Source organism: Ruegeria sp. CDSA020 (assembly GCF_059612345.1).
Window position 1 is genome coordinate 81,159 of the sequence record NZ_JBXWQK010000008.1, and the last position, 22,294, is coordinate 103,452.

Here is a 22,294-nt window from a genome sequence, read left to right on the forward strand (position 1 = left end):
TCCTGGGCGAGTTAGGTATCCTTGGCAACGCGCGCTAGGGTCAACACAAAAATATGATTTGCCCCGGATGCACGACAGACACGTGCACATGAGGTCAATGTTGCGCCTGATGTCATGACATCATCGACCAGCAGAATATCGCGCCCCTGCATCTGCCGAAGCCGCCTGGGATGCGCTGCAATCGCATTCTCCAGCGTTTCCATGCGCTGTGCGGCTGTTTTTCCATCCAAAACCGGCGTTCTTGTCCGTCGGACCAGAAGGTCCGGACAGGCCTCCAACCCGGTTTGCCGCCCCAGATGCTGCGCTAACAGGGCGGATTGGTTGTACCTGCGTTTCAGCAACCGGGACCAATGCAGCGGTACCGGCACGATCAGCATGTCCTCGCGAAACAAATCCCGACCCGCCAGGGCCATCCAGCGCGCCGCAGGGCGTGCAAGCTCGGGCCGGTCCCCATGTTTCAGAGCCAGAATCAGGGATCGCGCCTTGCCATCATACAAAAGCGCAGACCGCCCATCGCGCCAGGGGCGCGGCGTTTTCATACAGTCATCACATTCGATTCGGTGGCCATCAGCCTCACCCGGCAAGGGCACGCCGCAGCTTTCACATACAGCGCCACCGATAAAGGGCGTTTCACGCCAACAGGAGCCACAGAGGCCGAAATCCGCCTCGGTCAAATCACCGCATCCCAGACAGCGCGGGGGATAGATCATCTGGACAGCGGTTTGAATCCGCTGCCACATGCGATAGTTGCGCCCTATGAAACTGCCTGATTCCAACGCACCCTCACTGTTCGACCGCGCAATCCTTGCACGGCGTCGGTCCCGCGCACGGGAAGATGCCTTGTTCTTGCACCGCGCCGCAGTTGACGAGGTTCAGGATCGGCTCGCCTTGGTTAATAAAAGCTTTACGGACCCGGCGATCGTGACCCCTTTTGCGCAAGTCTGGCAGGATGTGTTGCCAATGGCGCGGATCATCCCGGATAACGAGGTGCTGGACCTGACCCCCGGTGCCCATGATCTGGTGATCCATGCCATGGCTTTGCACTGGGCCAATGATCCGGTTGGGCAGTTGATCCAGTGTCACCGCGCGCTGCAGCCTGATGGGCTGTTGCTGGTGATCTGTCTGGGCGGTGAAACCCTGCAGGAACTGCGCGCCGCACTTGGGCAGGCCGAGGTTGAGGTCACGGGCGGCCTCAGCCCCCGCATCGCGCCTATGGCCGAGCTGCGCGATCTGGGCGGGTTGCTGCAACGCGCCGGACTGGCCCTGCCGGTTGCTGATACCGCGCGGCTGACGGCGGAATATCGCGATCTGACCCACCTGATGCATGACCTGCGGGCAATGGGTGAAACCAACAGCCTGCAAAACCGCATGAAACACCCCACAAACCGGCAGGTCTTTGCCCGGGCGCAAGACATCTATGCCAATCATTTCAGCACTGATCAAAAACGCCTCAAGGCGACATTCGAGCTGGTCTGCCTAACCGGCTGGTCGCCCGATGAAAGCCAGCCAAAACCGCTGCGTCCGGGCTCGGCCCAGATGCGGCTTGCGGATGCTCTGGGCGCAAGCGAAGGCAAACTGTCCGATTGACGAATGCGGAATTCCGGTTATCTCAGCCCGAAGCAAAGACATCTCAGGAAGTGAAACATGTTTGACGCCACACGCCCCGATCATGCCCCGGCGGATCACCCCAAAGTCAAAACGGGCCGCGTCGGCATCCTGCTGGCCAATCTCGGCACCCCCGACGATTACAGCTATTGGCCCATGCGCCGTTATTTGAACGAGTTTCTGTCGGACCAGCGCGTGATCGACTATCCCAAGTGGAAATGGCAGCCAATCCTGCAGGGGATCATCCTGACCAAACGGCCCTTCAGCTCGGGTGAGGCGTACAAGTCGATCTGGAACCACGACAAGGGCGAAAGCCCGCTGATGACGATTACCAAGGGCCAGACCGCCAAATTGCGTGACGCGATGCAGGCACGCTATGGCGACAAGGTCATGGTGGAATTCTGCATGCGCTACGGCAACCCATCGACAAAATCAAAAGTCCGGGAAATGGTCGCGGCAGGCTGCGACCGGGTTCTGTTCTTTCCACTGTACCCACAATACGCAGGCGCCACGACCGCCACGGCCAATGACCAGTTTTTCCGCGCTCTGATGGATGAGACGTGGCAACCCGCCAGCCGTACCGTGCCCGCCTATTTTGACGAACCCGCCTATATCGACGCATTGGCGGGCTCGGTTAAAAAGGCCTATGCCGCGATGGTGGACAAACCGGACGTACTGGTCTGTTCCTACCACGGCATGCCGGAACGCTACCTGCAACAAGGCGACCCCTATCACTGCCAATGCGCAAAAACGACTCGGTTGCTGAAAGAAAGGTTGGGCTGGTCGGACGACCAGCTTGTATCGACCTTCCAGTCACGATTCGGCCCGGAAGAATGGCTCAAGCCATATACGGTCGACCATGTGGCCGAGCTGGCAAAACAGGGTAAGAAGAAGATCGCCGTTATCGCACCAGCGTTTTCCTCCGATTGCATCGAAACGCTGGAAGAGATCAACGAAGAGATCAAAGAGAGTTTCGAGGACGCGGGCGGCGAAAGCTTTACCTATATCCCATGCCTGAACGATGACGAATCGCACATAGCGGCCCTGGGCAAGGTGATCGAGGATAATTTGAAGGGTTGGCTGGACTAAGCCACCCAGTCGACTAGGCGCAAAAAAAGGCGGTGGAAAGCTCCACCGCCTTTTCTTTAGATATCGCTTGTCGAATTAGCTTGCTGCAACAGCTGCGGCAACAACAACCAACAGGATCAGCGGCAGGATGATGCCGTTTGACGAACCCTGAGTTTCTTCAACAACAACAGGTGCTTCAACAACCGGCTCTTCCAGGTTGCCTGCATAAGCGGTCGAAGCAGCAGCAGTCAGTGCAGCGGCGAGAACGAGTTTCTTCATATTAACCTCCAGGATACGCACGGTTCCGTATAGTGAAACCATGCACTCAAGACTTACCTCGTGTTTTTTTCTAATCAGCTATCCAACTGGAATGCAAATGGAAGTTGCGTCACAAGCGGGTACCTGCGCGGAAATGTCGTCAAATTAGCAACACTTGCGTGCCAACCTTGGCCATTGAGAACAGTTCGGCAATATCGTTGTTGAAAAGACCGATGCACCCATTCGAAGATCGACGCCCGATTTTGCGCGTATCATGGGTTCCGTGAATTCGGTAATATTTCCAGCTTAGATATAAAGCATGTGTTCCCAATGGGTTATCCGGACCCGGCGGGATATAGTCTGGCCATTCCGGATTTCTTTTCTTCATCGAAGGTGTTGGCGACCAGCTTGGGCCTTCGACCTTGCGGATCACGCTGGTCCGGCCGCGGCGCGTCAGCTCTTCGGTCAGGGGAACCGACGACGGGTATAGTTTGTACACCGATTGATCGTCCGACCAGTAGTGCAGCGCGCGCGACACAGTATCGACAAGGATAGCTCCGTTTTTCGTATTCGAAAAATAGGGCTGCCAGTCCAGAGCTCTGAAGCCAGAGATATTCCGGCGCACCGCGGGTTCTGGTTCCGCAGCAGGGCGCAAAGGGTCCCCTGCCGTGTACTGAGCAATCGCCGGAGAGGCGACAAGGGCGGAAACACCTGCAACGAATCCACGTCGGGTTGTATGAGTAATGCTTTTCTTGACCATGACCGGAGGTCCTTTTGACAGAAAATCTAAAAATCCTGTGCATTTTATTGCCAGAATGCTTCAGTCGCAATTGAAACCGGCAGAATCACGCAGAACAAAGCCATTGTGCGTTTGCCCACAGCCTTCTGTCACGCTATGCCGTATGGCAACACAATAATCAGGTCGATCATGACGCGCATCATTTCATTACTGCTTGCTAGCTTTATTGCACTGGCCGCCTGTACGCCGGGTGGATCCCCAACCTATGGGGCAGATGGGCGCCCCCTGCCAACGGTGTACAAGATCCGTGGCAATCCAGAAAAGCTGCAATTCCGGATGTTGGATTCGGTTAACGCCCTCCGCCAGGCATCGGGCCTTCAGCCGGTACAACTGAATGCTCAGCTCAATGCCGCGGCCGCCACCCATTCCAAGGATATGGCGCGACAGAATCGGCCCTGGCACTTTGGCTCGGACGGATCTTCGCCGTTGGATCGGGCGACGCGCGTCGGCTATTACGGCACCTTCCTCGGCGAGGCGATCTCGGAAACCTATGAGACCGAGACTGAAACGCTGGCCGCCTGGATGCAGGAACCCGGACCGCGAAATGTCATCATGGATGCCAAAGCTACTCAGATGGGCTTTGCCTGGCACCAGGAGAACGGCGGGAAAATCTGGTGGACCCTGGAAATGGGAACCGGCGGTTAAAACGCAAAAGCCCCCGAAAACTGGGGGCTTTTTTATTGCCTTTGGGGCAGTTAAGCCGCCTGGACCGACTGCGCCTCGGTCAGAATTGCATAGAGCTTGACCGGATCAGGATTGGCGCGCAGCTTTGCGCAAACCGACGTATTGCGCAGCGTTCTGGACACCAGCGCAAGCGCCTTTAGGTGGTCCACACCTGCCTCTTCCGGGGCAAACAACGCAAAAGCGACATCAACCGGCTGGCGATCTACCGCACCGAAATCAATCGGCTTTTCCAGCATTACGAAAACGCCAGCCACTTCGGCCAGATCACCCAGCCGCGCATGTGGCAGGGCGACTCCATGACCAACGCCTGTTGGGCCAAGGCTCTCCCGCTCGAGCAGGCCATCCACAACAACCTGCGCGTCAAGACCAAGGGCCCCCTCGGCAACATCGCCGATTTCCTGAAACAACCGCTTCTTGCTGGAAGCGGCGGACAATACACGTACCGCCTCGGGCTTCAGTATGCTCGAAAGCTCCATGATCACGCTCCATGGCCTTGCCCCTGCTTGCACAGGGGCTTGCCTTGCTATTCTTGCCTGTTACGGATCAATCCAGCCAATGTTGCCGTCCTCACGGCGATACACGACATTCAATCCGTCCTTGTTTTCATTCCGGAACACCAGCACCGGGGCGCCGGCTAGTTCCATCTGCATTACGGCTTCACCAACACTCAACGATGGGATCTTGGTTTCCATCTCAGCCACGATCATCGGCTGCAGCGTTTCAGGTTCATCAGCCGACTCTGATTCGTCAGAGGCGAGGATATAAGAGGAAGCACCAAAGAGTTCAACCGGCTCGGATCGGTCCTTGTGATGGTCCTTGAGGCGGCGCTTATACCGGCGCAACTGCGTTTCCATCTTGTCACAGCAGGCCTCGAATGCTGCGTAGATTTCGATAGCGTGGGCCTTGGCCTGCGCAGTCAGGCCGGTCGAAAGATGCACGGTGGCTTCGCAAACATACTCATGCGCAGAACGGGAAAAGACGACATTGGCGTCGGTCGGGCGCTGGGCATATTTTCCAACAACCTCCCCTAGCTCGGTCTGCACATGGGTCTGCAGTGCCTCGCCGATGTCGATCTGTTTTCCGCTAATTTGGTAACGCATGTGATCTCCTTCACAATTCACACCCATTTTGACGCTGCGTTACGCAGCGCACGTGTTTTTATCGGGTGGGGGATATCGGCATATTCCGCAGTTGCTGAGAAACGTACCCCTTAGCAAAGGTGCACCGCGATCCCGACTGGAACTGAAGAAATGCCATAACCCAATTGAGGCAAGAGACGGCGGCAGAGTCAATCAAAACAGGCGTGTATATACGTGATTTCAGCCATGCGCTGGGCGCAATTCCGCGCAAGCCTATGAAATACGGAAGTTTTCGCCCAAATAGACCCGGCGGACATTTTCGTTCTCGACGACTTCATCCGGCGTGCCCGACATCAGCACCTGACCATCATGCAGGATATAGGCCCGGTCCACAATTTCCAGCGTTTCGCGCACGTTATGGTCAGTGATCAGCACGCCGATGCCGCGCTTTTTCAGGTCCGCTACCAGATGGCGGATATCGCCGACGCTGATCGGGTCCACGCCTGCAAACGGCTCGTCCAGCAACAGATATTTCGGATCAGCCGCAAGACAACGGGCAATTTCGACACGGCGACGCTCGCCACCGGACAATGCCAATGCCGGGGCGCGGCGCAGATGTTCGATCGAAAAATCGGACAACAGCTCTTCCAGCCGCTCTTTCCTGCGATGGCTGTGCTTCACGGTGATGTCCAGAACGGCGGCAATGTTGTCCTCGACACTCATCCCGCGGAAAATCGACATCTCTTGTGGCAGATATCCGATCCCAAGCCGCGCGCGCCTATACATCGGTAGGGTCGTCACGTTTTGGCCGTCAATGGTCACAGTGCCAGCTTCGGGAAAGACAAGCCCGGCGACCGAATAGAACGTTGTGGTCTTGCCTGATCCGTTCGGACCCAACAAGGCAACCACCTCGGACCGGCCCAACGTCATCGAGACTTCGCGTATCACGGTCTTCTTACGGTATGATTTCCGAAGTTTCTCGATCCTGAGGCCGGAACCGCCTTCGGCCACAGACAAATTCGGACGCTCCATCAGTTGCTATCCGGATTCAGAATGGTTTTGACGCGGCCAGTCATCTTTGCCGTTCCGGTCGTCAGATTGGCATTCATCTGATCGCCGCTGATAACGCTGGGGCCTTGCGTCAAAAGCACATTTCCGCGCATCACGATTTCGCCCGAGTCGATTGTGTATTCGGCCCAGTCGCCTTCGGCTGCATCAGGCGGGCTGACAAGAACCACATCATTTGTCGCCTCCATCCGCTCGATTCCGGACCTGTCAGCGTTGTAGATGACCAGGACCCGCTCGGCGGTCAGGCGCATCTCACCCTGCACGATCAGGACGTTACCGATAAACTCGGCCGTGCCGTCTTCTTGATTGACGTTTAGGGATTCCGAGGTGACCTCGACCGGCTGGCTTGGATCCGCCTTGGCTGACCCGAAGGCGACCTGCGTTTCCTGTGCCGACGCCGAAAAGGCACCGACCATCAGCGCAAAACTAACAACAGCAAATCGCAAATCAATCACGGCTTATCTTTCTGTTTTTTCAGGCTCGTATACCAGCTTAACACCATCTGTAAAAAGAATATGGACCGGCCCATCCTTTTTTTCGGTTCCAAATGTCATCCGTCCCGCGGAAAAATCACCGATGATGCCGGTGCCATCGACCTGACCCGGAGTGTCGCCGCGGATTTCATCCAGAGAGGTATTCAGAAGATCAGTTCTGACCTGAATTCCGTCCGTCGTCGTTATCAGGACATCCCCAACAAACGTTGCGGAATTCTTGTCCGGGCGGATCATACCGGAATTTGAATCCATCGTTATGATGCCGCCATTCAACAATCCCAACCGCCCTCTAAATTCGGCAGTCGTGGGCAATGACCCTTCGCGCCCCTGGGTCGCTTGGGCCGCCTGAATTTGAACTTCCTCGCCTTTTCTGGTTGTTCCAAGATAATGGGGTTGGGTCACCACTTGGTCAGCCAGACGTTCATCTATGTCTTTTTGGGTAAACGGAACGGACACGCTGGTTTCGATGCTGCGTGACAGCAGGAAAACCGTCGACAGCAGCACAATGGCTGCCAAAGGCAGCAACACCTTCAGAAATTGCACCATCCGGGAATGTCCGTCCATCGAACGCCCCTCTACCCCAAACCAACGCGCAGGCAATCGTGGATATGTAGCACGCCCAAGGCCTGGCGATCACTGCCCTCTTCGACCACAAACAAAGAGGTGATCTTGCGGTCATTCATGATGGCCACCGCCTCTTCGGCCAACGCGCCGGGCGGGATGGTTGTTGGGTTCTGCGTCATCACCTGCTCGGCCGTTTTGCCCAGCAAGCCCTCCATATGACGCCGCAGGTCGCCATCGGTGATGATGCCCACCACCTGACCTTGCGGATCGGTAACCCCGGCAACGCCAAAGCCCTTGCGGCTGATCTCGATCAGCGCATCGCTCATGGGTGTTCCGACCGAAACCAGCGGCAACGCATCGCCCTTGTGCATCAGATCCTGCACCGTGCTCAGCTGTGCACCTAGTTTTCCACCGGGATGAAAGGCACGGAAATCTTCGGGTTTGAAGTTGCGATACTTCATCAACGCTATCGCCAGCGCGTCGCCCATGGCCAAAGTCAACGTCGTGGAAATCGAAGGCACCATGCCATAGCCGCAGGCCTCGCCCAATGACGGGATCAATAGATGCACGTCTGCCTGTTTCATCAGCGTGCTTTCCGGCTTGCTGGACAGGCCAATCAGTGGAATGCCAAAGCGGCGGGTAAAAGCCAGCAGGTTGGCAAGCTCTGGCGCTTCGCCCGAATTCGAGATGGCCAGAACCACATCGCCTTTTGAAACCATGCCCAGATCGCCATGGCTGGCCTCGGCCGGGTGCACGAAATAGGCCGGTGTACCGGTGCTGGCCAGCGTGGCCGCGATCTTGTGCCCGATATGACCCGACTTGCCGATGCCGCTGATGATGATGCGGCCCGAGGCCTGCAAAATCAGCTGAACCGCTTGGGCAAAATGTTCATCCAGACCGTCGGCCAGTACCTCCAGCGCGCGGGCCTCGTCTGTCACCACCTGACGGGCGGTTCTCAGAAATGCTTCGGTATCAGTCATGAGTGCGCAAAAATATCCGTTTCTGGCCAACCGGCGAGATCGAGTTTCGCACGCATCGGCAAGAAGTCAAAACAGGCTTGCGCCATCTCGGTCCGGCTCTCTCGCGCCAGGCGCTTGTTCAACTCCTCCCGCAGGCGGTGCAGATACAGAACATCCGAGGCGGCATAGTCCAGCTGCGCCTCGCTCAACGTTTCGGCGCCCCAATCGCTCATCTGCTGCTGTTTCGAGATATCGACGCCGATCAGCTCACTGCACAGGTTTTTCAGCCCGTGCCGGTCGGTATAGGTGCGCACCAGACGGCTGGCGATCTTGGTGCAATAGACTGGCGCGGCTAACGCACCAAAGGCGTGATACATTGCGGCAATGTCGAAACGGCCAAAATGGAACAGTTTCAGCACATCCGGGTTTTCCAGCATGGCACGCAAGTTCGGTGCCTCGGTCTGGCCCTTTTCGACCTGAACGATATGCGAATTGCCATCGCCGCCCGACATCTGGATCACGCAGAGGCGGTCGCGATGCGGGTTTAGACCCATGGTTTCACAGTCAATGGCCACCACCGGCCCCATATCCAACCCGTCCGGCAGGTCGTTTTTGTACAAATAGTTAGCCACCCGAGTATTCCTTTGCGCGGTATCGCCACCGAGATAGGCGCTTTATTCCCTAAACTCAACGCCATCCCTGTACGCCAGCCGGTTGCCGCTGTCGCAGTTGGTCAAGACCTAAACGAAGGTTTGGGGTGACAGAGCCTTTAGACTGCGGCAGATATCAATCAATGTTGAGCGTTCTTAGAAACCGGACCTATCGCCACCTGTTGGCCGCGCAGATCGTAGCCCTGACGGGCACTGGGCTGGCCACGGTCGCGCTGGGTCTGTTGGCCTTTGAACTGGCAGGGGATGCGGCCGGGCTGGTGTTGGGCACCGCGATGACCATCAAAATGGTGGCCTATGTCACGGTTGCGCCATTGGCGGCCGCGTTTGCCGAGCGGCTGGACCGGCGCAAGATGCTGGTGGTGCTTGACCTGATCCGTGCGGCTGTCGCGCTGTGTCTGCCTTTTGTGACCGAGGTCTGGCAGGTCTATGTCCTGATTTTCGTGCTGCAATCCGCCTCGGCCGGATTTACCCCTGCATTTCAGGCTACAATCCCCGATGTACTGACAGATGAGCGCGAATACACCCGCGCCCTGTCCCTATCGCGGATGGCATATGATCTGGAGAGCCTGCTAAGCCCCGTATTCGCCGCAGCCCTGTTATTGTTGGTCAGCTTCAACAGCCTTTTCTGGGGCACCGCCCTGGGATTTGTCGCTTCGGCGCTGCTGGTGGTGTCGGTGGCTTTGCCATCACCCAAACCAAGCAAACCGCGCGGGATATACGAACGGACAACACGTGGCATACGCATCTATTCGAACACACCCCGGCTGCGGGGCCTTCTTGCCCTGAGTTGGAGCGCGGCGGCACTCAGCTCAATGGTGATCGTCAACACTGTGGTCATCGTGCGATCAGATCTGGGGCTGTCGGAAAGCGCCGTTGCCGCTGCGCTGGCCGGTTTTGGTGGCGGCTCTATGCTTGCCGCTTTTATCCTGCCCCGGATGCTGGACCGGATCGAGGATCGAAAGGTCATGTTGGCCGGCGCCCTTCTGTGCTGCACCACCATGGCCGGGGCCGCCGCGATATTTGCGACAACCCCGCTGTCTTTGGGTCTGTTGATCGTTTTGTGGGCCCTAGCTGGCTTTGGCTATTCCACCACGCTGACTCCGTCTGGCCGCCTGCTGACCCGCTCGGCCCATCCCGAAGACCGCCCCGCCGTCTTTGCGGCCCAATTCACGCTGTCTCATTGCTGTTGGCTGGTGCTGTATCCTCTGGCAGGCGGGCTGATGACCCTGTTTGGGGCCACAACCGCCCTGAGCTTTATGGCGGCGATGTCCTTTCTGGGTATTATCGGTGCGGTCACCCTTTGGCCGCGTTCTGATCTGCATTCGGTGATCCACGACCATCCTGACCTGCCGCGTGATCACCCGCACATGGCCGGCCCGCCACCGCATGCTCACCCCGTCATAATAGACGACCTGCACCCCCGTATCCCGCGTGAGCCTTGAGCCCTGCTGTCGTTTTGCCCTAAACCGGAAAAACCAGACCCGCACCGGAGCGCCAATGGATCAGCTTGACCGCCGCATCATCTCAGTCCTGCAACATAACGCCCGCGAGTCGACCACAAAAATCGCGGCAAAACTGGGCGTTGCCCGGACAACCGTGCATGAACGCATCAGCCGGATGGAAGAACGCGGCATCATTGCCGGCTATTCCGTGATCCTGAACAGCCCCGAAGATGCCCCCCGCGTCCAGGTTGTCGTTCTGCTCGAGGTCCAACAGAAGGAAACCACCCGTATCATCAAGCGGCTCGAGGCCTATCCCGAGGTTAAACTCTGTCTTTCGATCAACGGTGACTTTGACCTGCTGTTGACCGCTGACGCGCCAAGGATCGAGGATCTGGATATTCTCGTTGATGATCTGGCACGAATCCCCGGTGTTCTGCGCACCAATACGAGCGTTGTTTTTGGCCGGCGGATTGATCGAATCTGATTGACTGATAACCCTCTGTAAACCAAGGCAAGGCTAGCGTGGCCCGGATTGATCAGAATCCCGGACCGGCAGAATGCCAAATCGCCTATTCATTGTCATAGCATGTGTTGCGTTGCTTCTGGCAGCGCGTCAGAGCTTTGCGGGCGCGGAGGCCCGGATGTCTCAGACATGTGATCAGGCCGCCCGCCGCGCGGCCCTCGTCCAAGACATACCGCTTGATGTTTTGCGTGCCATAACGCGGGTTGAAACTGGCCGCGCGATCAAAGGCCGACTTGAGCCTTGGCCATGGGCAATCAATGTCGAAGGGCGCGGCCATTGGTTCCAATCTGAGCAGGAGGCTAAAGCCTATGTCGCGGGTATTTTCCAAGCCGGAAAGCGCAGCTTCGATATCGGGTGCTTTCAAATCAACTATCGCTGGCACGGGCAGGCCTTTCAGTCGATTGATGCCATGTTCGATCCCGAGACAAACGCCAATTACGCGGCCCGGTTTCTGAAACAACTATATTCCGAACTTGGGTCGTGGCCGGCAGCGGCGGGGGCCTATCACTCGCGAACCCCGGCTTTGGCCAAGACCTATTCCAGCCGCTACCAGATTGTTCATGCTCAACTTGACCCGGGCACGGCGGTGCAAACTGCCCGCATGTCGCGTGATCCCTTCACACAACCCGCCGCACCGCTGTTCCCGGTGCAAATCACCCAGTTTCCGACGGGTGCGATGGGCTCTTTGATGCCAGCCGCGGACACCCAAACAGCCTTCATCGCCTTCAACTAGGAGAATTACGTGCCCAGACTTGACGTCCGCTCCCTGTTTTCTCCGACTGTTTTGCTGGCGCTTGCGTTGATGACCGTCATCGTAATGATGATCCTGCCCATGCCGTCCTGGGTCCTGGATGTCGGGCTGGCCACGTCCTTCGCCCTGGCGATCCTGATTTTCACGCTGACCCTGTTTATCGAGCGGCCGCTGGATTTCTCTTCCTTCCCGACCATCCTTCTGGGGTCTTTGATGCTCCGGCTGTCGTTGAACGTCTCATCGACCAAGCTGATTATCGGTCAGGGGCATACCGGCCCCAATGCCGCCGGCGATGTGATCGAGGGATTCGCAAGCTTCGTCATGGGCGGTAGCATATTCCTGGGCCTTGTCGTGTTCGGCGTCCTGTTGATCGTGAACTTTATGGTCATCAACAAAGGCGCGGCCCGCATGGCCGAAGTTGGTGCGCGATTTGCCCTGGATGGGATGCCCGGGAAACAGTTGGCCATCGACAGTGATATGTCCGCGGGCGCGATCGACCATCAAGAGGCCAAGGAGCGGCGCGAACGGGAACAACAGGAAACCACCTTTTTCGGCTCGCTCGACGGGGCGTCGAAATTTGTCAAAGGCGACGCGGTTGCCGGGCTTTTGATCACCCTGCTGAATCTGGTCATGGGTCTGGTCATGGGCGTGATCGTGCATGGGATGCCGGTGTCATCGGCGTTCGAAACCTACGCCATCCTGACGGTTGGCGATGGTTTGGTCTCGCAGATACCGGCTGTGATCATCTCGATTGCCTCCGCTTTGCTTCTGGCGCGTGGTGGAACACAGGGCGCAACTGACACCGCCATCTTATCGCAACTGGGGCGCCACCCGGCCGCCCTTGGCACTGTTGCCGGGTTGATGGTGCTTTTCGCGCTGGTTCCCGGCCTGCCATTTCTGCCCTTTATTCTGGGGGCCTGCGTTTTGGGCTATGCCGCCTATGCGGTGCACCGAAAACAGCAAAAGCAAGAGACCCAGGTTCAAACTGCGACGGATGAGACGGACACAGCGGTGTCACAAGCGATTGGCGATATTCTCGACCTCGATGATGTTCACCTGGAATTCGCACCGGATCTGGTCAGCATGGTCCTGAACCAGGGCACCGGACTGGATGCACGCATTGCGAATATGCGGACCTATGTCGCCTCGACCTTTGGATTGATCCTGCCCGATATCCGTCTGACCGATCGGGCCGAGCTACCGATGGGGACATATGTCATCAAGGTACATGGGGTGGAACAGGCCCGTGGTGCCCTGAACCCCGATCTGATTCTGGCGCTGGTTCAGGACGGGCACGATCTTTTGCCCGAGGGCAGGGATGTCACCGAACCCGTCTATGGTGCCCCTGCGCGTTGGATCCTGCCCAAAGATCAAGAGGCCGCAGCTATGAGCGGCGCGACGATTGTCTCGCCCCCGGAAATACTGGCAACACATCTGCTGGAAATCATCAAACAGAACTTCTCGCGTCTGTTGACGCTGAAGGCGCTACGCAGGCTGCTATCAGAAATGGCCCGGCTCAGCGACCCGGTCCGGGCCGAGGCAAACCGGAAAATGCTGGACGAGTTGATCCCCGACAAGGTTCCAATCGACACACTTCACGCAGTCCTGCGCCTGTTGCTGGACGAACGGGTTTCGATCCGCAATCTGGCGCTTATCCTCGAAAGCATCGCCGAGGCGCGCCTGACCACCACGCAACCCGAAGGGATTTGCGAACTGGTGCGACAGCGGCTTGGGTTCCAGCTTGTGGCCGACATGAAACGCGAAGACGGGTCGATCCCGCTGATCCAGCTGGCACCGGAATGGGAAGACACATTTGCCACCTATCAGGTCGATGCGCCCAATGCCGGGCTGGATGTCGCCCTGCCGCCGAACCTGTTCAACAAGCTTGCGGACGGCGTGGTGGACAGTGTCTCGCATTCCGCCGACCATGGTATCTTTCCTGCGGTCGTGACCTCGACCCGGCGCCGCAGGCTGCTGCGTACGATCATGCATGCGCGCGGCGTGTCCAATCCGGTTTTGTCATTTGAGGAAATCGGGCTCGAGGCGCGGCCCGCACTTGTAGGCACGGTACCCGCATGATCGCCCTCCCACCCGAACTCTTGCCGCACCTGGGCTCTGGGGCCTGGCATTTCTTCGGTGTTTTCCTGCGCGTTTCGGCAATGGTATCCTTGATGCCTGCATTCGGAGAACGCAGCATCCCCACCCGTGTCAAACTTGGCACTGCCGTTGCCTTTACGTTGATCGTGGCACCGACAGTGCCGACAAAGGAATTCAATCCCGAATTCCTGTCCATGGTCCAGCTGATCACCACCGAAATTCTTGTCGGAATGGCGCTGGGGATGGCGCTGCGCATCTTTGTTCTGACCCTGCAGACGGCAGGGTCCATCGCCGCACAGGCAACGTCACTCTCGCAAATTCTGGGCGGGGCAGCGGCTGATCCGGTTCCGGCCATGGGCTATCTGCTGACGCTGGCCGGGTTGGCCCTTGCTGTACTACTTGGCCTGCACATCCGTTTGGCAGAGTTCTTGATCCACAGCTACGATCTGTTTCCCACCGGCGCCATGCCCGCAGCTCCGGATTTGTCCCAATGGGGCGTGGAACGGGTCTCGTACAGTTTCAGCCTGGCATTCGCCCTGGCGATGCCTTTTGTGATTGCCTCTTTGATCTACAACCTTGCGCTTGGTGTCATCAACCGCGCCATGCCACAGCTGATGGTGGCATTTGTCGGCGCCCCGGCCATCACATTTGCGGGGCTGTTCCTGCTGTTCGCCGGTGCGCCTCTGATCCTGTCGGTCTGGTCCGATGCCCTGTTTGACTTCATGCAGAACCCGCTGAGAGATCCGAGATGAGTGCATCAGACGACGACAGCGACAAGTCATACGACCCGACGCCGCAAAAGCTTCTGAAAGCACGGGAAAAGGGTGAGGTCGCCAAATCAAACGACCTGTCTGTTGTCGCCGCTTATGTCGGGCTGCTGATCGGTTTGCTTTTTGCAGGCCAAATGGGCGTTCAGCATCTGGGCACCTTGTTTGTCGTCCTGATCGACCAATCCGATAAGATCAGCACCATGTTGACGGCTGGCCCGGCCGACGGCCTGGTGGGTGGGATGCTGGGCAAGGCCGCAATCTCAATGGCAACGATATTTGTTCTTCCCGCCACTGCGGTTTTGCTAAGCCTGATCGCCCAAAAGGCCCTGGTTTTTGCCCCCAGCAAGCTGCAGCCCAAGCTGTCTCGAATTTCGATCCTCTCCAACGCCAAGAACAAATTCGGGCGCGGCGGTCTGTTCGAATTTGCCAAAAGCTTTGCGAAGCTGCTGATTTACTGCGTCTGCCTGTTAATGTTTCTGCGCGCCAACCTGCCCGAGATTCTGACCGCCAGCGCTGCGCCGCCGCAATCGTCGATCGTCTTGATGATGAATCTTTTATTCCGGTTCCTCTTCATCGTCGTCACCATCGCACTGGCCATCGGAGTCGTCGACTATATGTGGCAATACTCCGAACATATGCGCAAAAACCGGATGTCCCGCAAAGAAATTCAGGACGAGACCAAAGACGCCGAAGGCGACCCGCATGTCAAACAACAGCGCCGCCAGCGCGCGCAGGAAATTGCGACAAATCAGATGATGGCCGATGTCCCAACCGCGGATGTGGTCATCGTGAACCCGACCCATTATGCGGTTGCTCTCAAATGGCAGCGGACGGCCGGGTCGGCACCGATCTGCGTGGCGAAAGGCGTCGACCAGATTGCAGCCGCCATCCGCGCCTCGGCGGCCGAGGCCGGGGTTCCGATCCACTCGGATCCCCCCACCGCGCGGGCGCTCCATGCGACCGTCGAAATCGGGAATGAGATCGCCCCCGAACACTATCGCCCGGTCGCAGCGGCCATTCGCTTTGCTGAAGCCATGCGCAAACGTGCGAAGGACAAAATCTGATGCGGTTTACCGGACTTGCCGATCTGGAGCGTTTATCCGACGCGACCTTCCAAAAAGAGCAACAGACCTTGCGCCCATATGTCGAAGCCGAGGCCGAGATTTTGCAAAAACTGAGTCGATTGGATGCACAGCTTCAGCAGACCCGACAAAACAGCGGTCAAGCTGATGGATATCAGGTCACCGGCACTGATGTTCTGTGGCGTGGATGGGAAGAGGCAACCCGACGAAAACTCAATACAGACCTCGCGCGCGTCCGAGCGCAAAAGCTAACCAAGATGCATGCCTTGCGGAAAGCGTTCGGACGCAAACAGGCCCTAGGACAGCTGATTGAAGAAGAACAAAAGGCCCGCCGAGACATGCTTATGAAAAAGCGATCGCGGCAATAAGCGGGCCGAAACAGGCTTCAAGTATCCTGACGGTTAACACTCATGATCAGGACTTGCAGCACGTCATCACCCAAATCCTTCTTGGCGACCTGCAGCAAAGCCTTTCGGACCAAATCCAGATTGTCGGATTCCGTAAAGTTGCCGTTGAAACCACCGGTATTTGCGTGATCGAACAGAACCTGCAGAAACCCATCCCTCAACTTTGGCTCAAACTCATAAATCGTTTCAGCAACGCCGGGTTTGGTTTCCAGGCTCAGCGACATTGTGACTAATGCGGCAATCCGGTCGGACTTCACGACCGGGATCACAAACTGTTTCGTCATCTTCAGATATTCATACTTGCTGGACGTATCCTTTTTGTCCGACTTGGTCTTAGTGGCCTTCTCCTTGGCTTTCTTGGGTTCGGCGGCAGCGGATTTATCCATGTCACCATCTTTGGTTTTTTCAGAAGGAGACATGGCAATTCCCGCACCAATTCCACCGCCTAGGCCAACAAGCAGAAACAATATAGGAATTAGATTTTTCATTGTTATACGACCTCAGAACGGCAAAACTGTATCAAGGACCTGCTGGCCGTAACGGGGCTGCTGCACATCCATGATCTGACCGCGGCCACCATAAGATACGCGCGCCGAAGCAATCTTGTCATAGGTGATTTCATTTTTCCGCGAGATATCCTGTGGCCTCACATATCCCGTGACCAATAGCTCTCGGAGTTCGAAATTCACGCGCAGCTCCTGCGAGCCTGATATGGCCAGCACACCATTCGGCAAGGCGTCGATGACGGTCGCGGCGACTCTAAGTGTCAGCTTTTCCTTACGCTTGACCGAGCCCTTGCCTTTACTGACCGAGGATGAGTCGATCCCAACAGCTTCGTCCAGCGTCGCCCCATCGGGCAGCCGTTCCAATGCGCGCTGCGGCAGGCCGAACAGCTCTGGAACCTCAAGGCTTTCGGACCCGCTGCGCGAGCGGTTCGTATCGTTGGAAATCTCGGCTTTCTCGTCCAGCTCGATCACAACTGTCAGGATATCGCCCTTTTTGATCGCGCGCTGATCACCCAAAAGCGATTGCTGCCCCCCGCTCCACAGCGATGACCGATCCACATTGCGTTGCGGCTGCGTGTGCAACGGTAAACCCGGCCACAGCATGGCGACATGTTCAGCAGATTCGTCCGCGGGTGTGAAACTTGGTGGCTTTCCCAAATGATCTATGCGGCCGCAGGCGGTCAGAGCCAGACTTGCCATCATCAACAGTTTTAGTTTTCCGGACATCATTTTACCTCGATTTGACCGTCTGGTCGGATAAAGCCAACGACGGTAGTGCGGGACGACAGATTCATGACGCGAATACGATCACCGACAGCCCCACGCCCAAGGGCACGGCCCTCGGCTGTGATCGAAAGGGGCTGGCGGTCAAAGACCAGAACCACCAGATCATTGCGGTCCACCAATGCGGGCGGTCCAACATCGGCAGCGCGCACCGGACGTCCGGGGTAGAGCGCGATGCGCGTTTCCTGACCGATCAGATCATCGGGGTTTGTAACCGCTCCGAGGACAACCTGATCTTTGATCTCAAGATCGGCAGCCGAGATCACCTCTTTGGCGCGGATGGTCCGGATCGGCACCACAATTTCAGCCAGGGCGCAAAGCGGGCTGATCGTCATCAGCGCTATGAACAGGGCACGCATCACCGTACCTGCGTTGTAGCGCCCATCATCTGATCGACGGCCGAGATGACTTTGGCGTTCATCTCATACCCCCGCTGGGCCTCGATCAGTTCAGTGACTTCGCGCACCGCATCGACCGAGCTGTCCTCGAGATATCCCTGCCGCAGGGTGCCCATCCCACCCTCACCCGGAGTGCCGATGACAGGCGCGCCCGAGGCTTCGGTTTCTTTGAACAGGTTGCTGCCGATCGCCTCCAACCCCTTCGCATTGGAGAAACTGGCCAGGGTAAATTCACCCAGCAGCTGCCCCTCGGCGGCATCGTCGAAATAGGCATAGACCTCACCCGATGCGTTGATCGAAATCGACCTTGCATCGTCCGGAATCGTGATCTCAGGCGCGACGGCGAAACCGTCTGAGGTAACGATCAACCCCTCTGCCGAGCGCTTCAGGCTGCCGTCGCGGGTAAAGCCGGACTGACCGCTGGGCAACGTCACCTCAAGATAGCCGCGCCCTTCGATTGCGACATCCAAATCGCTGCCAGTGGCCGCCAACGCACCCTGTGCCAGCTGCACGGTGACCGCAGCCGGGCGCACCCCCAGACCCAGTTGGATACCTGTGGGCAAGACGGTGCCGTCATTGGCATTCACCGTCCCTGCGCGCGCCATTTGTTGATAGTGCAGGTCTGCAAACTCGGCGCGGCGCGCGTTGTAGCCTGTGGTATTCATATTCGCCAGGTTGTTCGAGATCGTCTCGACCCGCATCTGCTGCGCGGTCATGCCTGTCGCTGCGATTTTCAGTGCCCGCATATCAATTCCTCCGTTATCAAATCAGCGCATCAGCGCCTTAAGCGCCCCACGCACACGTTCGTCTTCGGTTTCAAGAAAACTCTGCCCCAACTCATAGGCGCGCTGGATTTCGATCATCCGGGTGACCTGTTCGATCGCGTTCACGTTCGATCCTTCGAGGAATCGGTGCACAATGACCGGCTCCTCCACGGGTTCAATCGCTGCATCTGACCGAAACTGAGTATTGCCTTCGCGCACCAGACTGGTGGGATCAGCAACGCGGTAGACGCCGATCTGCCCCAGAACCTGTCCTTCGATACTGAGCGTACCGTCGCTGCCGACATCAATCGACGCGGCATCGGGCGGGATGAAAACCGGGGCGCCGTTGCTATCCAGAACCCGGTGCCCATCCATGGTAACCAGATCACCCTCGGCACTGGGTGAAAACGCACCCGCCCGTGTCAGCCGGTTGCCGCTGGGGGTTTCGATCATGAAAAACCCGTCGCCTTCGATGGCGAAATCAAATTGCCCGCCGGTTTCGGTCAGAACGCCTTGTTGCAACGAGGTATTGCGTGCCTCTGCCCGCGCCATGGACAAGGACGGATAGCCCGGCGAGGCTTTCACGAACTCGGAAAACACCAAGCCCTGCTGGCGGTACCCCGTGGTATTGGCGTTGGCGATATTGTTCGCCACCAGCCGCATTTCATTCATCAGCCCCGATTGGCGGGATAAGGTAGTATATGAGGTATCCATCAGCGGCCTCCGGCGATCAGTGGGATGAGGGTTGAGGTGAAGAACGTCACCAGCGTCTGGGTCATGAACCCCATCGAAATCCAGAAAACGATCACGATGGCGATAAGCTTTGGCACGAAGGTCAGCGTCATTTCCTGCACCGAGGTCAGCGCCTGGAACAGACCCACGACCAGACCCGAGACCAGTGCCACCGCCAGGATCGGGACGGATGTGATCACCGCAACCCACAATGCCTGGCGGACGATGTCATAATAGAGACCTTCGCTGAGCATCGATCAGACCGGCATCCGCAGGATTTCCTGATAGGTCTCGACCACTTTGTTGCGCACGATGACGGCGGTTTCGACGGCCAGTTCGGTCTGCGCCAACGCCTGAACCAGCGCGTGCGGATCGGCTTGGCCGGTCATCGCCGCGCCGGACATCTGCTCGGACTGTTTCAATGTTGCGGCAAAGTCCTGAAAGGTTGAGCGCAACCCCTGTGCCATTCCGGCAAGGTCGGGGTCGGGCTGCGTAGCGGGCCGCGCTACGGCATAGCTCTGCGCGGCGGTCAGGGATCGGATATCCATTCTGGTGTCCTTTATTTTCTGAGAAGTTCCATAAGGCTCGACGACATTTGTCGTGTCTGGTCGAACATCTTGAGATTGGCTTCGTAGCTGCGCTGCGCTTCACGCGCGTCAGCGATTTCGATCATCAAATCTACATTGGACCCGCGATAATGGCCGGTCTCATCGGCCAACGCATGGCCGGGGTCATAGATGCGCGACAGGTCGCGACGATCAAGCTTAACGCGCCCGGTCTCGACCATTTGCGCACCATCTTTGCTGACCGCTTCAAACGGCACGGTTTTGCGCCGATATCCCGGCGTATCCGCATTCGAGATGTTTTCGGAGACGTGCCGCAAACGGGCCGCCTGCGCGCGCAGGGCGCTGGCCGAGGCGGAAAGGGAATGGGAAAAATCGCTCATCTCTCAGCCCTCCTCACCCGCGACCAAGGCTGGTACGCAGGATGCCAATCGAGGATTTATAGATCGCCAACGCGCGGTCATGTTGACGCTTGACCTCGACCGCTTTGAGCATTTCTTCCTCAAGAGAAACACCATTTCCGTTGGGATCGCCCGAGGGTGCGGCATCGAACTCGGCCCAGGGTTGGGCTGCGGCGGCGCCGTTCAGATGCCTGGCCCGCGTGGCGGTCATCGCAACCTCACGCCCGGAACTTTCGAAAGCTTTCTGAAAGGTCTCGATATCGCGGGGCTGATAACCCGGCGTATCCGCATTTGCCATGTTTCGCGCAATGACAGACTGCCGTTGCCCGGCATGGGTTGCCATTGCGTACGCTGTCTTAAAGACGTTCAGGTCAGAGAACATCGGGGCTTCTCCCTCGATCAATTTCAATCAAGCCTTAACCCCGATTCCTTTAGAAACCGTTTTCAGAAACCCGTTGGAGAACCCACGATGACCAATCTCGACCCGATGCTTCTGAAATGCGAATTCGACCGTCTGTCTGCCATGCGCCATATGGGCCGCGTGGCCAGTGTTGGGCGCGGCGTCATAGAAATAGAGGGGTTGGAGTACGTTGCCCGCATCGGCGACAACCTGACCCTGCGGCGGCGCAGCGGCCCTGATCTGGCGGGTGAAGTTCTGCATGTCGAATCGGATCTGATCCACATGTTACCCGCCGCTGCACCCGATGGGGTTTGCTTGGGTGATCGGGTGATTCTAAATCAGACACCGGCATTTTCCCCCGGACTGCACTGGCTGGGCCGGGTCATTGATCCCTTCGGCAAACCGCTGGACGGCAAGCCGTTGCTGTCGGGCACTCAGGAACGAGACATCCTGCAAAGCCCTCCACCTGCCGTTGCCCGCAAACCGCTGGGCGCGCGGATGGAAACCGGGCTGAGCATCATGAACACCATGTTGCCTGTGGTGCAGGGGCAGCGTATCGGCCTGTTCGCCGGGTCAGGGGTCGGCAAGTCGACCCTGTTGGCCACGCTGGCGCGGTCGATGCAGGCAGACGCGGTTGTGGTCGCTCTGGTCGGCGAACGGGGTCGTGAAGTCAATGAGTTCGTTGAACATGCGCTTGGATCCAAGGGGTTGGCACGATCTGTGGTTGTGGCGGCAACCTCGGATCAGTCTGCGCTGGCCCGCAGGCGCTGTGCATGGTCGGCACTTTCAGTCGCGGAATTCCTGCGGGATCAGGGGCTGAACGTCCTGTTTCTGGCTGACTCGGTCACCCGCTTTGCCGAGGCGCACCGCGAAATCGCTGTTGCGATGGGTGAGGCCCCCACTTTGCGCGGGTTCCCACCTTCGGTCACGCCCTTGATCGCTGGTCTTTGCGAACGAACCGGGCCGGGCACGGCTGATCAGGGTGATATCACAGCAGTTTTCAGCGTTCTGGTTGCGGGCTCGGACATGGATGAACCGATAGCGGACATTCTGCGTGGCGTTCTGGACGGGCATATCGTCCTGAGCCGCGAAATCGCCGAGCGCGGCCGTTTCCCCGCCATTGACCTTAGCCGGTCAGTTTCACGCAGCCTGCCGGGAGCTGCCTCCGAGGCGGAAAACCGGATGATCTCGGAAACCCGCAGGCTGGTTGGTAGTTACGAGCAATCCGAGGTTATGATCAAAGCCGGGCTTTATGCCGAGGGGGCAGACCCGTTATTGGATCAGGCAGTCCGGGTTCATGACGAGCTTGATGCCTTTTTCGGCAAGGCCGAGCCGGACGGAATCAGCAACAGTTTCAACCACCTGCAACTGATTCTGCGCCGTGCCGGGGCAGCATTACCGCAGTGAGGAATTCAAGACAGTTTTA

At 57.8% G+C, this 22,294-nt stretch carries 30 protein-coding genes; 11 read left to right on the top strand and 19 right to left on the bottom strand.

Annotated elements, in window-relative coordinates:
- Positions 1-11: 11 nt before the first annotated feature.
- Positions 12-740, bottom strand: a complete 729-nt coding sequence (locus tag AC2FJW_RS14920) for a ComF family protein (RefSeq protein WP_496750491.1) — start codon at positions 738-740, stop codon at positions 12-14.
- 16 nt (positions 741-756) lie between these two features.
- On the opposite strand from AC2FJW_RS14920, the gene AC2FJW_RS14925 reads away from it, so the two are divergent.
- Positions 757-1,587, top strand: a complete 831-nt coding sequence (locus AC2FJW_RS14925) for a methyltransferase domain-containing protein (RefSeq protein WP_271950789.1) — start codon at positions 757-759, stop codon at positions 1,585-1,587.
- A gap of 57 nt (positions 1,588-1,644) precedes the next feature.
- Positions 1,645-2,694, top strand: coding sequence for a ferrochelatase (gene hemH, locus AC2FJW_RS14930; RefSeq protein WP_496697381.1), 1,050 nt, complete (start codon positions 1,645-1,647; stop codon positions 2,692-2,694).
- Positions 2,695-2,769: 75 nt separating this feature from the next.
- On the opposite strand, the gene AC2FJW_RS14935 is transcribed toward hemH, so the two are convergent.
- Both AC2FJW_RS14935 and AC2FJW_RS14940 read right to left on the bottom strand, forming a co-directional pair.
- Positions 2,770-2,952, bottom strand: a complete 183-nt coding sequence (locus AC2FJW_RS14935; protein ID WP_142638281.1) for a hypothetical protein — start codon at positions 2,950-2,952, stop codon at positions 2,770-2,772.
- Positions 2,953-3,091: 139 nt separating this feature from the next.
- Positions 3,092-3,691: a L,D-transpeptidase gene (locus tag AC2FJW_RS14940; RefSeq protein WP_496697379.1), complete on the bottom strand. Its 600-nt coding sequence runs from the start codon at positions 3,689-3,691 to the stop codon at positions 3,092-3,094.
- A gap of 168 nt (positions 3,692-3,859) precedes the next feature.
- On the opposite strand from AC2FJW_RS14940, the gene dalA reads away from it, so the two are divergent.
- Complete coding sequence (gene dalA / locus AC2FJW_RS14945; RefSeq protein ID WP_496697377.1) at positions 3,860-4,375, top strand: divisome-associated lipoprotein DalA; 516 nt, start codon at positions 3,860-3,862, stop codon at positions 4,373-4,375.
- Between the two features lie 50 nt (positions 4,376-4,425).
- Here the strand turns inward: dalA and AC2FJW_RS14950 are convergent, their stop codons facing one another.
- The 7 genes from AC2FJW_RS14950 to AC2FJW_RS14980 form a co-directional block, all read right to left on the bottom strand.
- On the bottom strand, positions 4,426-4,890 hold the full coding sequence (locus AC2FJW_RS14950; RefSeq protein ID WP_142638287.1) for a PTS sugar transporter subunit IIA: 465 nt from the start codon (positions 4,888-4,890) through the stop codon (positions 4,426-4,428).
- Positions 4,891-4,950: 60 nt separating this feature from the next.
- Positions 4,951-5,514 carry a ribosome hibernation-promoting factor, HPF/YfiA family gene (gene hpf, locus AC2FJW_RS14955; protein WP_271950796.1) on the bottom strand — a complete coding sequence of 188 codons (564 nt, stop codon included), beginning with the start codon at positions 5,512-5,514 and terminating at the stop codon, positions 4,951-4,953.
- 252 nt (positions 5,515-5,766) lie between these two features.
- Positions 5,767-6,525: an LPS export ABC transporter ATP-binding protein gene (gene lptB, locus AC2FJW_RS14960; protein ID WP_142638291.1), complete on the bottom strand. Its 759-nt coding sequence runs from the start codon at positions 6,523-6,525 to the stop codon at positions 5,767-5,769.
- Complete coding sequence (locus AC2FJW_RS14965) at positions 6,525-6,977, bottom strand: LptA/OstA family protein (RefSeq protein ID WP_142638458.1); 453 nt, start codon at positions 6,975-6,977, stop codon at positions 6,525-6,527. The genes lptB and AC2FJW_RS14965 overlap by 1 nt, the downstream gene beginning before the upstream one ends.
- A 42-nt stretch (positions 6,978-7,019) precedes the next feature.
- The gene (locus tag AC2FJW_RS14970; protein WP_496697374.1) at positions 7,020-7,619 is read right to left on the bottom strand and encodes an LPS export ABC transporter periplasmic protein LptC; all 600 of its coding nucleotides are present in this window, start codon (positions 7,617-7,619) and stop codon (positions 7,020-7,022) included.
- Positions 7,620-7,630: 11 nt separating this feature from the next.
- Positions 7,631-8,599, bottom strand: coding sequence for a KpsF/GutQ family sugar-phosphate isomerase (locus AC2FJW_RS14975; protein WP_281973575.1), 969 nt, complete (start codon positions 8,597-8,599; stop codon positions 7,631-7,633).
- The gene (locus AC2FJW_RS14980) at positions 8,596-9,210 is read right to left on the bottom strand and encodes a ribonuclease D (protein WP_496750493.1); all 615 of its coding nucleotides are present in this window, start codon (positions 9,208-9,210) and stop codon (positions 8,596-8,598) included. The genes AC2FJW_RS14975 and AC2FJW_RS14980 overlap by 4 nt, the downstream gene beginning before the upstream one ends.
- Positions 9,211-9,371: 161 nt before the next feature.
- Between AC2FJW_RS14980 and AC2FJW_RS14985 the strand changes: the two genes are divergently transcribed.
- The 7 genes from AC2FJW_RS14985 (at position 9,372) to AC2FJW_RS15015 (ending at position 16,282) form a co-directional block, all read left to right on the top strand.
- Positions 9,372-10,691, top strand: a complete 1,320-nt coding sequence (locus AC2FJW_RS14985) for an MFS transporter (RefSeq protein ID WP_496750495.1) — start codon at positions 9,372-9,374, stop codon at positions 10,689-10,691.
- 55 nt (positions 10,692-10,746) lie between these two features.
- A complete protein-coding gene (locus AC2FJW_RS14990; RefSeq protein WP_142638301.1) occupies positions 10,747-11,175 on the top strand; it encodes an Lrp/AsnC family transcriptional regulator in 429 nt (142 codons plus the stop codon).
- Positions 11,176-11,248: 73 nt separating this feature from the next.
- Positions 11,249-11,947: a lytic transglycosylase domain-containing protein gene (locus AC2FJW_RS14995; protein WP_496750497.1), complete on the top strand. Its 699-nt coding sequence runs from the start codon at positions 11,249-11,251 to the stop codon at positions 11,945-11,947.
- A 69-nt stretch (positions 11,948-12,016) separates the two neighbouring features.
- The gene (gene flhA, locus AC2FJW_RS15000; protein WP_496697489.1) at positions 12,017-14,044 is read left to right on the top strand and encodes a flagellar biosynthesis protein FlhA; all 2,028 of its coding nucleotides are present in this window, start codon (positions 12,017-12,019) and stop codon (positions 14,042-14,044) included.
- Positions 14,041-14,814 (top strand): flagellar biosynthetic protein FliR, encoded by a 774-nt coding sequence (locus tag AC2FJW_RS15005; protein ID WP_496750499.1) that lies wholly within the window; start codon positions 14,041-14,043, stop codon positions 14,812-14,814. Before flhA ends, AC2FJW_RS15005 begins: the two co-directional genes overlap by 4 nt.
- The gene (gene flhB / locus AC2FJW_RS15010; protein WP_496697365.1) at positions 14,811-15,896 is read left to right on the top strand and encodes a flagellar type III secretion system protein FlhB; all 1,086 of its coding nucleotides are present in this window, start codon (positions 14,811-14,813) and stop codon (positions 15,894-15,896) included. Before AC2FJW_RS15005 ends, flhB begins: the two co-directional genes overlap by 4 nt.
- Positions 15,896-16,282 (top strand): hypothetical protein, encoded by a 387-nt coding sequence (locus tag AC2FJW_RS15015; protein ID WP_496697364.1) that lies wholly within the window; start codon positions 15,896-15,898, stop codon positions 16,280-16,282. The genes flhB and AC2FJW_RS15015 overlap by 1 nt, the downstream gene beginning before the upstream one ends.
- A gap of 17 nt (positions 16,283-16,299) precedes the next feature.
- Here the strand turns inward: AC2FJW_RS15015 and AC2FJW_RS15020 are convergent, their stop codons facing one another.
- From AC2FJW_RS15020 to AC2FJW_RS15060, 9 genes are read right to left on the bottom strand one after another with little or no spacing between them, the layout of a single operon-like run.
- Positions 16,300-16,809 (bottom strand): flagellar basal body-associated protein FliL, encoded by a 510-nt coding sequence (locus tag AC2FJW_RS15020; protein WP_496697362.1) that lies wholly within the window; start codon positions 16,807-16,809, stop codon positions 16,300-16,302.
- Between the two features lie 12 nt (positions 16,810-16,821).
- The gene (gene flgH / locus AC2FJW_RS15025) at positions 16,822-17,553 is read right to left on the bottom strand and encodes a flagellar basal body L-ring protein FlgH (protein ID WP_496750501.1); all 732 of its coding nucleotides are present in this window, start codon (positions 17,551-17,553) and stop codon (positions 16,822-16,824) included.
- Positions 17,553-17,969: a flagellar basal body P-ring formation chaperone FlgA gene (gene flgA / locus AC2FJW_RS15030; RefSeq protein WP_496750503.1), complete on the bottom strand. Its 417-nt coding sequence runs from the start codon at positions 17,967-17,969 to the stop codon at positions 17,553-17,555. Before flgA ends, flgH begins: the two co-directional genes overlap by 1 nt.
- Entirely contained in the window at positions 17,969-18,754 is a 786-nt protein-coding gene (gene flgG, locus AC2FJW_RS15035) for a flagellar basal-body rod protein FlgG (protein WP_496750505.1), read from the bottom strand. Before flgG ends, flgA begins: the two co-directional genes overlap by 1 nt.
- A gap of 21 nt (positions 18,755-18,775) precedes the next feature.
- Positions 18,776-19,486, bottom strand: a complete 711-nt coding sequence (locus AC2FJW_RS15040) for a flagellar hook-basal body complex protein (RefSeq protein ID WP_496750507.1) — start codon at positions 19,484-19,486, stop codon at positions 18,776-18,778.
- Positions 19,486-19,758 carry a flagellar biosynthetic protein FliQ gene (locus AC2FJW_RS15045; protein ID WP_142638323.1) on the bottom strand — a complete coding sequence of 91 codons (273 nt, stop codon included), beginning with the start codon at positions 19,756-19,758 and terminating at the stop codon, positions 19,486-19,488. Before AC2FJW_RS15045 ends, AC2FJW_RS15040 begins: the two co-directional genes overlap by 1 nt.
- A 3-nt stretch (positions 19,759-19,761) precedes the next feature.
- A complete protein-coding gene (gene fliE / locus AC2FJW_RS15050) occupies positions 19,762-20,052 on the bottom strand; it encodes a flagellar hook-basal body complex protein FliE (RefSeq protein WP_496750508.1) in 291 nt (96 codons plus the stop codon).
- A gap of 11 nt (positions 20,053-20,063) precedes the next feature.
- The gene (gene flgC, locus AC2FJW_RS15055) at positions 20,064-20,450 is read right to left on the bottom strand and encodes a flagellar basal body rod protein FlgC (protein WP_281973567.1); all 387 of its coding nucleotides are present in this window, start codon (positions 20,448-20,450) and stop codon (positions 20,064-20,066) included.
- A gap of 13 nt (positions 20,451-20,463) precedes the next feature.
- The gene (locus AC2FJW_RS15060; RefSeq protein WP_496707467.1) at positions 20,464-20,850 is read right to left on the bottom strand and encodes a FlgB family protein; all 387 of its coding nucleotides are present in this window, start codon (positions 20,848-20,850) and stop codon (positions 20,464-20,466) included.
- A gap of 87 nt (positions 20,851-20,937) precedes the next feature.
- Between AC2FJW_RS15060 and AC2FJW_RS15065 the strand changes: the two genes are divergently transcribed.
- Positions 20,938-22,275, top strand: coding sequence for a FliI/YscN family ATPase (locus tag AC2FJW_RS15065; RefSeq protein WP_496697351.1), 1,338 nt, complete (start codon positions 20,938-20,940; stop codon positions 22,273-22,275).
- Positions 22,276-22,294: the final 19 nt, after the last annotated feature.

Bases quoted from the DNA above. Each gene is read 5' to 3' on its own strand.
- AC2FJW_RS14920 (WP_496750491.1), bottom strand. From the start codon at position 740: ATGTGGCAGCGGATTCAAACCGCTGTCCAGATGATCTATCCCCCGCGC.
- AC2FJW_RS14925 (WP_271950789.1), top strand. From the start codon at position 757: ATGAAACTGCCTGATTCCAACGCACCCTCACTGTTCGACCGCGCAATC.
- hemH (WP_496697381.1), top strand. From the start codon at position 1,645: ATGTTTGACGCCACACGCCCCGATCATGCCCCGGCGGATCACCCCAAA.
- AC2FJW_RS14935 (WP_142638281.1), bottom strand. From the start codon at position 2,952: ATGAAGAAACTCGTTCTCGCCGCTGCACTGACTGCTGCTGCTTCGACC.
- AC2FJW_RS14940 (WP_496697379.1), bottom strand. From the start codon at position 3,691: ATGGTCAAGAAAAGCATTACTCATACAACCCGACGTGGATTCGTTGCA.
- dalA (WP_496697377.1), top strand. From the start codon at position 3,860: ATGACGCGCATCATTTCATTACTGCTTGCTAGCTTTATTGCACTGGCC.
- AC2FJW_RS14950 (WP_142638287.1), bottom strand. From the start codon at position 4,890: ATGGAGCTTTCGAGCATACTGAAGCCCGAGGCGGTACGTGTATTGTCC.
- hpf (WP_271950796.1), bottom strand. From the start codon at position 5,514: ATGCGTTACCAAATTAGCGGAAAACAGATCGACATCGGCGAGGCACTG.
- lptB (WP_142638291.1), bottom strand. From the start codon at position 6,525: ATGGAGCGTCCGAATTTGTCTGTGGCCGAAGGCGGTTCCGGCCTCAGG.
- AC2FJW_RS14965 (WP_142638458.1), bottom strand. From the start codon at position 6,977: ATGGTCGGTGCCTTTTCGGCGTCGGCACAGGAAACGCAGGTCGCCTTC.
- AC2FJW_RS14970 (WP_496697374.1), bottom strand. From the start codon at position 7,619: ATGGACGGACATTCCCGGATGGTGCAATTTCTGAAGGTGTTGCTGCCT.
- AC2FJW_RS14975 (WP_281973575.1), bottom strand. From the start codon at position 8,599: ATGACTGATACCGAAGCATTTCTGAGAACCGCCCGTCAGGTGGTGACA.
- AC2FJW_RS14985 (WP_496750495.1), top strand. From the start codon at position 9,372: ATGTTGAGCGTTCTTAGAAACCGGACCTATCGCCACCTGTTGGCCGCG.
- AC2FJW_RS14990 (WP_142638301.1), top strand. From the start codon at position 10,747: ATGGATCAGCTTGACCGCCGCATCATCTCAGTCCTGCAACATAACGCC.
- AC2FJW_RS14995 (WP_496750497.1), top strand. From the start codon at position 11,249: ATGCCAAATCGCCTATTCATTGTCATAGCATGTGTTGCGTTGCTTCTG.
- flhA (WP_496697489.1), top strand. From the start codon at position 12,017: ATGACCGTCATCGTAATGATGATCCTGCCCATGCCGTCCTGGGTCCTG.
- AC2FJW_RS15005 (WP_496750499.1), top strand. From the start codon at position 14,041: ATGATCGCCCTCCCACCCGAACTCTTGCCGCACCTGGGCTCTGGGGCC.
- flhB (WP_496697365.1), top strand. From the start codon at position 14,811: ATGAGTGCATCAGACGACGACAGCGACAAGTCATACGACCCGACGCCG.
- AC2FJW_RS15015 (WP_496697364.1), top strand. From the start codon at position 15,896: ATGCGGTTTACCGGACTTGCCGATCTGGAGCGTTTATCCGACGCGACC.
- AC2FJW_RS15020 (WP_496697362.1), bottom strand. From the start codon at position 16,809: ATGAAAAATCTAATTCCTATATTGTTTCTGCTTGTTGGCCTAGGCGGT.
- flgH (WP_496750501.1), bottom strand. From the start codon at position 17,553: ATGTCCGGAAAACTAAAACTGTTGATGATGGCAAGTCTGGCTCTGACC.
- flgA (WP_496750503.1), bottom strand. From the start codon at position 17,969: ATGCGTGCCCTGTTCATAGCGCTGATGACGATCAGCCCGCTTTGCGCC.
- flgG (WP_496750505.1), bottom strand. From the start codon at position 18,754: ATGCGGGCACTGAAAATCGCAGCGACAGGCATGACCGCGCAGCAGATG.
- AC2FJW_RS15040 (WP_496750507.1), bottom strand. From the start codon at position 19,486: ATGGATACCTCATATACTACCTTATCCCGCCAATCGGGGCTGATGAAT.
- AC2FJW_RS15045 (WP_142638323.1), bottom strand. From the start codon at position 19,758: ATGCTCAGCGAAGGTCTCTATTATGACATCGTCCGCCAGGCATTGTGG.
- fliE (WP_496750508.1), bottom strand. From the start codon at position 20,052: ATGGATATCCGATCCCTGACCGCCGCGCAGAGCTATGCCGTAGCGCGG.
- flgC (WP_281973567.1), bottom strand. From the start codon at position 20,450: ATGAGCGATTTTTCCCATTCCCTTTCCGCCTCGGCCAGCGCCCTGCGC.
- AC2FJW_RS15060 (WP_496707467.1), bottom strand. From the start codon at position 20,850: ATGTTCTCTGACCTGAACGTCTTTAAGACAGCGTACGCAATGGCAACC.
- AC2FJW_RS15065 (WP_496697351.1), top strand. From the start codon at position 20,938: ATGACCAATCTCGACCCGATGCTTCTGAAATGCGAATTCGACCGTCTG.